The following is a 6,820-nucleotide window of genomic DNA, read 5'->3' on the forward strand; positions in this document are numbered from 1 at the left end:
GCGGTAATTCAAGGTTTCTGCGTTTAAATCCATCCAATAAAAAGAAGAGATTGAGAGATCAAAAGAAGCTTGTCTGAGAAAAGTACTATTCTCTTTATTTCTTTTAAATATTAACTATTCCTTAAACTATTCGACCTGCCTGTGGATAACTCTGTGAGTTTGCCCCCTTATCATACATCTAACTTCCCAAGAATTAAGTCTTTTAACCTATTTGCTTAAAAAGTAGGCATCCTTATTAAGGTAGTAATTATAGCCAAGAGAAGATTGATTTTTCTAAAAAGCATCATAATTTAGACCATTTGACGAAGTGGGCAAAATCGTTTCGAAATATGAAAAGAAAGAATTTGTAAGAGGAAGAGGAGTCTTTTTAATAAGATTAGATTTTTCGACAAAAAACATTGTAAAAGTGGTGTCGTTTCTAAGTGCCACGTATGTGGCACTTTATAAAGTATGATCAAGAATAATATTTAAATATTGTGGAAATATTCTAAAAGATAAAAAATATATTTTTTATGGAATCTAAATTTATTATATAAGCAATTTAAATGGCCTTTATAAGTTTGAGCCCTTTCTCATATTAAGGGCTGCAAGCAGAACCTTCCTTATTATTTTTCCATTTCAAAAGATGATTGTATAACTGATGAATATCATCATTAGGAATAGGGGCCTCTCTTTGCACTTTATGAATTTTTAGAATTTCATTTAAGATATCCTTATCAATGCCAGCTGTTTTTGCTTCTAATAGGATCTTGTGTATTTCTTCACAAATATGATCTTTTTCTGCTTCAAGTTTTTTCAATTGGGAAATAATTTCTTCTAACTGGTTCTGAAAACTTTCTTCCATTGAATTATTGTCTAGTTTCATTTTTTTCTACTCAAAAATAAGTGGTCCAATTATTTATAACCGCTTTTGATATTCTCTCATCTTTAAGAGGCGTATCCCTTTATCTCGCCATCTTTCTTGCTGAAGAGGAGAGGGGGATTCACTCTCCATTATTTCAGATATTGCCCCTAAAAGCATGGCCGCTTTATCTTTAGAGATGAGGTCTGATTGCAGATCATCTCCCTCTTGAATATTGAGAAGAGAAGATAATCCAGATATTGATACAAGATTTCCTAATTGAATTAATGTGCGTGTTCTTGCTTTACGATTTATAGAATTTGATTTTGTCATTTTATAGGATACGGCTGACATCTCAGCATTCTTTCTATTAATCATGATGCGTATTTGATGCAATTGTTTTATTATCTTTTGAATGTGGTGAGTTTTGATTTTTAGGCTTTTTAGAGGACTTTTTTCCTTGAAGAAATGTCGCGCCTGCTTGCTGCCATTCTCCTATCGCTGGGGTATTCTCTTTGTAAGATTTGACGATATTGAGAATACCACCCACTAAGACATCGTGAGGGACACAAAGAGCATCAGTGTTACTTAAGACTGAACTAAAGTTGATGGCAATTTCATTTTGCAAAGCCTTTTCTTTTTCTTGAAGCTTTATAATTTCTAGTTGGACATCTGTTAACTTATTTTGATTACTTAGCACTTTTTTGATGGATAGTTTTTTGGTCATGAATCTCTCGGACGTTAATAAAGTTGATATAAATCTAGATAAATTAAAGCATGGATGAATAAAATAAGCAATTCTAATCCACCGTCATTTGGAACAAATGCGCACTTATGTGCTATTAGCACTTGTGCTTGCCTGGCCGGCGGCTTATTATTGTAGTTGATTAGTAATAGGAATTTTCATCTTTGGCCATTTGTCATTATAGCGTTAGTCATGTTTCCAGAAGTACAGGGTGCAGTTCTGTGCAAAGTGCTGCCTATATTACAGGAGAAAAGCTACATGAAGAGCGGCGTAATTTAACAGCAAACTACTCAAATAGAGATGATGTTACTTACTCAGGAACACTCGCTCCTGAATGGGCAGGCGATGAATTTAGAGATACAGAAAAAGCTTGGAATGCCTTTGAAAAGCAGGCTGATGAGTTTGCAACAAGATATTATAAAACTAAAGAAACTCAAGATAAATTTAAAGCGTCTGCCCAAACAGGTATGAAAGTTGTTTTGGCTTTTCCCAAAGAATTATCTGCAGAAGAGCATAAAGAAATCCTGCACAATATTATGCAAAAGTCCTTTATTTCTAAAGGTCATGTGGTTACGTTTGGTGTTCATGCAGAAGAGGGAAATCCTCATGCGCATTTACTCGTTTCTCATTGGACGATTGAAAAAGATGGCACCATATCCCTCTTTAAAAATAGAGACCTTTATTCGAGAGCGGGGTTAAAACTTCAAAGAGAAATTTACGCAAATGAAGTTAATTATGCTTTAGAAAAAAAGGGATTGGATGTCCGTATTGATCATCGGAGCTACAAGGATCAAGGCATTGATTTAATACCAACTATTCATGAAGGCTGGTATGCAAAATCGCTTGCTGATAAAGGCCTTCCTTCACGCGTTGTAGAAGAAAATAAAAAAATTCGAGAAGAAAACCAACAACGAATTGCTCAGTATCCCGAAATTATTTTTAACGAATTGACGTCAAAAAAAGCGACCTTTAGTGAACTGGATGTTTTAAAAGTTGTCCAGAATCGAACGTTAGATCATCCTCATTTAGCCCAACATGTTTTTGAAGAATTGATCAATAAATCGGTTCACATCGGTCATGGATTTGATCGTCATAAACGATTTACGTCGCCTGAATATCATCAAAAAGAAACTGAACTCCTTAAAGGCATTGAGAAGCTATCCACGATCACTGTGGATAGGAAAATTGATCACTTATCCATTCAAAGTCAGCTCAATTATCGTCGTTCTTTAAAAGATCAAATCAGTGACCAGCAGGAACAGGCGGTCCATACGTTGTGTAAGGATTCTGCCTTTAGCGTATTGGTCGGAAGGGCAGGAACAGGGAAAACCACCGCAGTGTTAAAGCCAGTTGTGAAGCTTCATCAAGAAGCTGGTTTTAAGGTGATGGGCATGGCTTTGGCTGCCGAAGCGGCCAAGAACCTGGCCGTAGAGACGGGATGCCACGCTGAGACCATTGCTTACTATACTCATCGATGGAAGCAGATTCCGAAACTTCAAGAGGCCCTTTTAAATGAGAAGTTATCGGATAAGGATAGAGGCAAAGCGATGAGAGATCTTGATTCCTATCAAAGGACTCTGCCCACCAAGGATACGGTGATCATCGTTGATGAAGCCGGGATGGTAGGCACAAAAGATTGGCATCATCTTGTGGCTATGGCCGATAAGACCGGGGCTAAACTTATCGTTTGCGGTGATGATCATCAATACAAAGCCATTGATGCGGGAGATGTGTTCCGTAAAAGTATTGAAGTGGCCGAGGCTCACGATTGCAAAGCAGAGGTAAGCTTTATCTTCCGTCAGAATGAAAATTGGATGAGGCAAGCTTCCATGAATCTGGCTCAATTAGAGACAACGACAGCCTTAATGGCGTATGAGAATAAAGGGCATGTGCGTGAGTCACATACTTCTAGTGATATGATCACCACTATTGCTCGTGACTACCTCGAAAAGGTCAAAAACACTCCTACTCACTCAGGGTGTGTACTCACCTCCACCAATGACATACGTCTGGCTTTAAACAAGGAAATCAGGCAGCAACTACAGCTCCATGGGCTTCTTGGAGAAGATGCGGTTCAGCATCAAGGAAAAGGCTTGGCTTTAGGAGAGAAAATTGTCTTTCTCGCTAATGACCGACGTCAATACCATGTTAGCAGTGAGTCTGGTAACTTTGCTGTCAAGAATGGGACGCAAGGAACTATTGAAAGTATTAAGCCAGTGGTCATTCCTGAAAAAAGAGGAGAGGATGGTCAAGTCGTTGCCAAAAAAGAAATGAGCAGCCAACTAACTGTTCGCGTCAGTGATACAGAGAGAGTGACGTTTACTTTAAGCGGCTATAAAGATATTGATCATGCTTATGCTGTGACGGGTCATAAAGCGCAAGGCCAAACAGTTGATTGGTCAATGGTGCATTTAAGTAAGAACCTTGATGCGTATGGTCTGTATGTGATGATGACGCGTCACCGTGATGACGTAACGCTTTACCACAATAAAGAAGAGGTGGCATCGTTTAGTAAGTTTGCTGACAATATCCGGGTTGGTTATAAGGATCTTGCCGTGGATTACACGATTAAGCCTGAGAATTATGAAGCTTACTTTAATGTCGAAGATTACAAAGCTCTTGGCCGTGAGATCATGCAAGTCATTAAAGATAAGGGAACCAAAAAAGATACTATCCCCGATCAAGCTTTTTCTTCCTCTCCTGAAAGCCTGTCATTGGCGGCTCCTTCTCTGAGTGACCTGTTAAAGGAAAGAAAAGAGTTAGCTCGCCTGATTGTTGAAGAAAGGGATGACCATAAGCTGTACGTGATGCAGGCGGGTCTGACCTTTGAAAAGCTAGAGATGACCGCTGGTCTTAAAGAGCGTCCATTAACGCTGATTGAGCAAAAAGCCCAACTGACAGTTGAGCAGTATGCCATGGTCGCCCTTGAGGCAAGAGAAACTTGGCGAGAGATCCGGAAAACTTCACCTGGAAGCTTGGCTAAAACACATCCTGATTATCCAAGGTTTGATGAACTACGGCAAGAACGAGGCAGCCTTGCCAATATGATTGTTGAGTCAACGACTCTTCATCGTCCTTTTATTAAAGAAGTCTCTGAATCTTTGGGATACGGCCTCTCGACCATTCAAAAGCAAGCCATTGATTTCCAAAGCACGCAGTTACAACAGACTTTGAAGCAAGAAGGGCTAGACCACTCAACTTCTCAAAAACTAGAAGTGTTGGCAGCATATGTCGACGCCAGAGACCTGTTTGGTCAAACATGGAAAGAATTGAAGCCGCAGTTGAAGGAAGCAGAAGGAACGTTGCTGAAGTCGACATTAGACGCCCAAGTTCAGTCTATGCGCAACCTTTCTATGCAACGCGATAAGCTTGCCTATCAAATTGTCGACCAGTTCGAAGAGTATCACCCGTTAGCGAAGTCACTCCAAATCACTCTTGATACCTCTAAGCTGTTCACGCAAGCAGAAACCGGGCTTCGCCAAACCTGTATTGAGCAATATCAACAGAGCAATAGTCAATTGGCTAAGTCACTAGCCGCTTATGAGCTGAATCATTTATGGCAAGCCGAAAAAGAGGTCGGTAGTAAAGCAACAGTTAGAGAACTGCTGCAGAATAAAATTAATTTGTTGGAGATCAAATCCGAAGCGCAAAACTTTGAGCGCATCCAACTGCAAGGATCTTTAACAAATGAGCAAGATAAGCAATTGTTTAAGGATCTGAGTCACTACCAAGATATTAAGGATACAGCTAGAGATCACTACAAGCTTTGTGTGGAAGAGGCAAATGATAAAGGCATTAAGCCTTGGGAAAGTAGTTATTATCCCGCGTATGCAGCTGTAAACAAAGAAAAGGACGCAGCTGCCTTTACGCTGATCAAACAGTCCTACCCATCTGTTGAAGCTATGGCTGAAAAGATGTCTGTTTCCTTGAAGAGCCTTGATCAAGAAGCACATCGCCATGACTTGCGTCAGATATCGGATGTTTACTTAAGCGGAATGGGGGCTCACTCTGCCGTAGCAGCTAAGGAGCTGCGTGCTTGGCTTGACTTTGATCGGGAAACCGGATCAAAGCAGACATTTGGGATGCTTGCTGAATCAAAGATTCTGCCCCGAGAACTGATCACCCATATACAAGAAAAGGAATCTCAATTTAAAAAAACATCCTCTTCTAATATGAATCAGGATACAGTATCCTCCTTCACACAGGAATCACCATCTCCCGTTCAGAGTAATCTGGCCAGCCCACGCCAGCCTCATAATAAAAGCATCAACTTTAATGTTTCCCAAAATATCCACGAGTCATTAAAGGAACGGATAGGGGAATTAAGTAAAACGTTGCTTGGGGATCCTTCCAGTCGCAGTGCTTATCAGCATAGATACGGACGTAAAGGATCAATTTCTGTCATGGTAAACGGATCTAATCAGGGACTTTACTCCAACTTCGAAACGGGTGTTCATGGTGGTCCATTAAAGATGATTGAGGATAAGCTTCAGCTCTCCCCGAAAGAGGCCACTGGTTGGGCAAGAGATTGGTTGGGGCAAACGCTGACGCCAGCTTATACATCATCTCTATCATTGCAACAAACGCTAGCAACCGAAAAAGAAAAAACCTGGATGCCTATATTGCCGGTACCTGCTGGAATTATGGCTCCTGATGTTAAAGATAATCCTTATCTATCTTATATGACCAAGGATAAGGAAGTAACATCCCTATATGCCTATAAGGATCAGCAGGGACAGACCCTCGGGTATGTCTCCCGCCTTGAGGATAAGGACGGATCCAAGATAACGCCAACTTTAACCTATTGCCAGAATGAAAAAGGCCAGCAACATTGGCGTTGGAAGGGCTTTGGCGATAACCGCCCTCTATACGGCCTAGACCGCCTTCAAGACAATAAGCCTGTGTTGATTGTTGAAGGAGAGAAGGCAGCTGATGCCGCTCAAAAAATCCTTCCGAGTCATGCCGTTCTCAGTTGGCCAGGTGGGGCGGGCGCTGTCAATAAAGCAGACTGGATGCCACTGGTTGGTCGCGAGGTTACTATTTGGCCCGACAATGACGTGCCAGGATTTATGGCGGCGGAGAAGATTACTAATATTTTAAAGCAATTACATCATGACCAAGGTATTAAATGTGCTGTCAAAACAGTCGATCTTCCAAAAGTCTTACCGTTAAAATGGGATCTGGCTGATAAACTTCCTGATCATTTAAATATTGAGAATATTCGAACATTAATT

General features: G+C 40.6%; 4 protein-coding genes. 1 reads left to right on the forward strand and 3 read right to left on the reverse strand.

Translation table 11 applies throughout. From position 1 onward, the window contains the following. Window positions 1-577 precede the first annotated feature (577 nt). The 3 genes from IG80_RS0108265 to IG80_RS0108275 are packed head-to-tail and all read right to left on the reverse strand — an operon-like array spanning window position 578 to window position 1,568. Entirely contained in the window at window positions 578-865 is a 288-nt protein-coding gene (locus IG80_RS0108265) for a GapR family DNA-binding domain-containing protein (RefSeq protein ID WP_084756309.1), read from the reverse strand. Between the two features lie 33 nt (window positions 866-898). Further along, window positions 899-1,219: a conjugal transfer protein TraD gene (locus tag IG80_RS0108270; protein ID WP_032113587.1), complete on the reverse strand. Its 321-nt coding sequence runs from the start codon at window positions 1,217-1,219 to the stop codon at window positions 899-901. Further along, on the reverse strand, window positions 1,212-1,568 hold the full coding sequence (locus IG80_RS0108275) for a hypothetical protein (RefSeq protein ID WP_032113588.1): 357 nt from the start codon (window positions 1,566-1,568) through the stop codon (window positions 1,212-1,214). Before IG80_RS0108275 ends, IG80_RS0108270 begins: the two co-directional genes overlap by 8 nt. Window positions 1,569-1,750: 182 nt before the next feature. On the opposite strand from IG80_RS0108275, the gene IG80_RS0108280 reads away from it, so the two are divergent. Next, the coding region (locus IG80_RS0108280; protein WP_156962134.1) for an AAA family ATPase at window positions 1,751-6,820 on the forward strand (5,070 nt) is incomplete at its 3' end.

The organism is Candidatus Paracaedibacter symbiosus (assembly GCF_000757605.1).
Taxonomy (GTDB): Bacteria; Pseudomonadota; Alphaproteobacteria; order Paracaedibacterales; family Paracaedibacteraceae; genus Paracaedibacter_A; species Paracaedibacter_A symbiosus.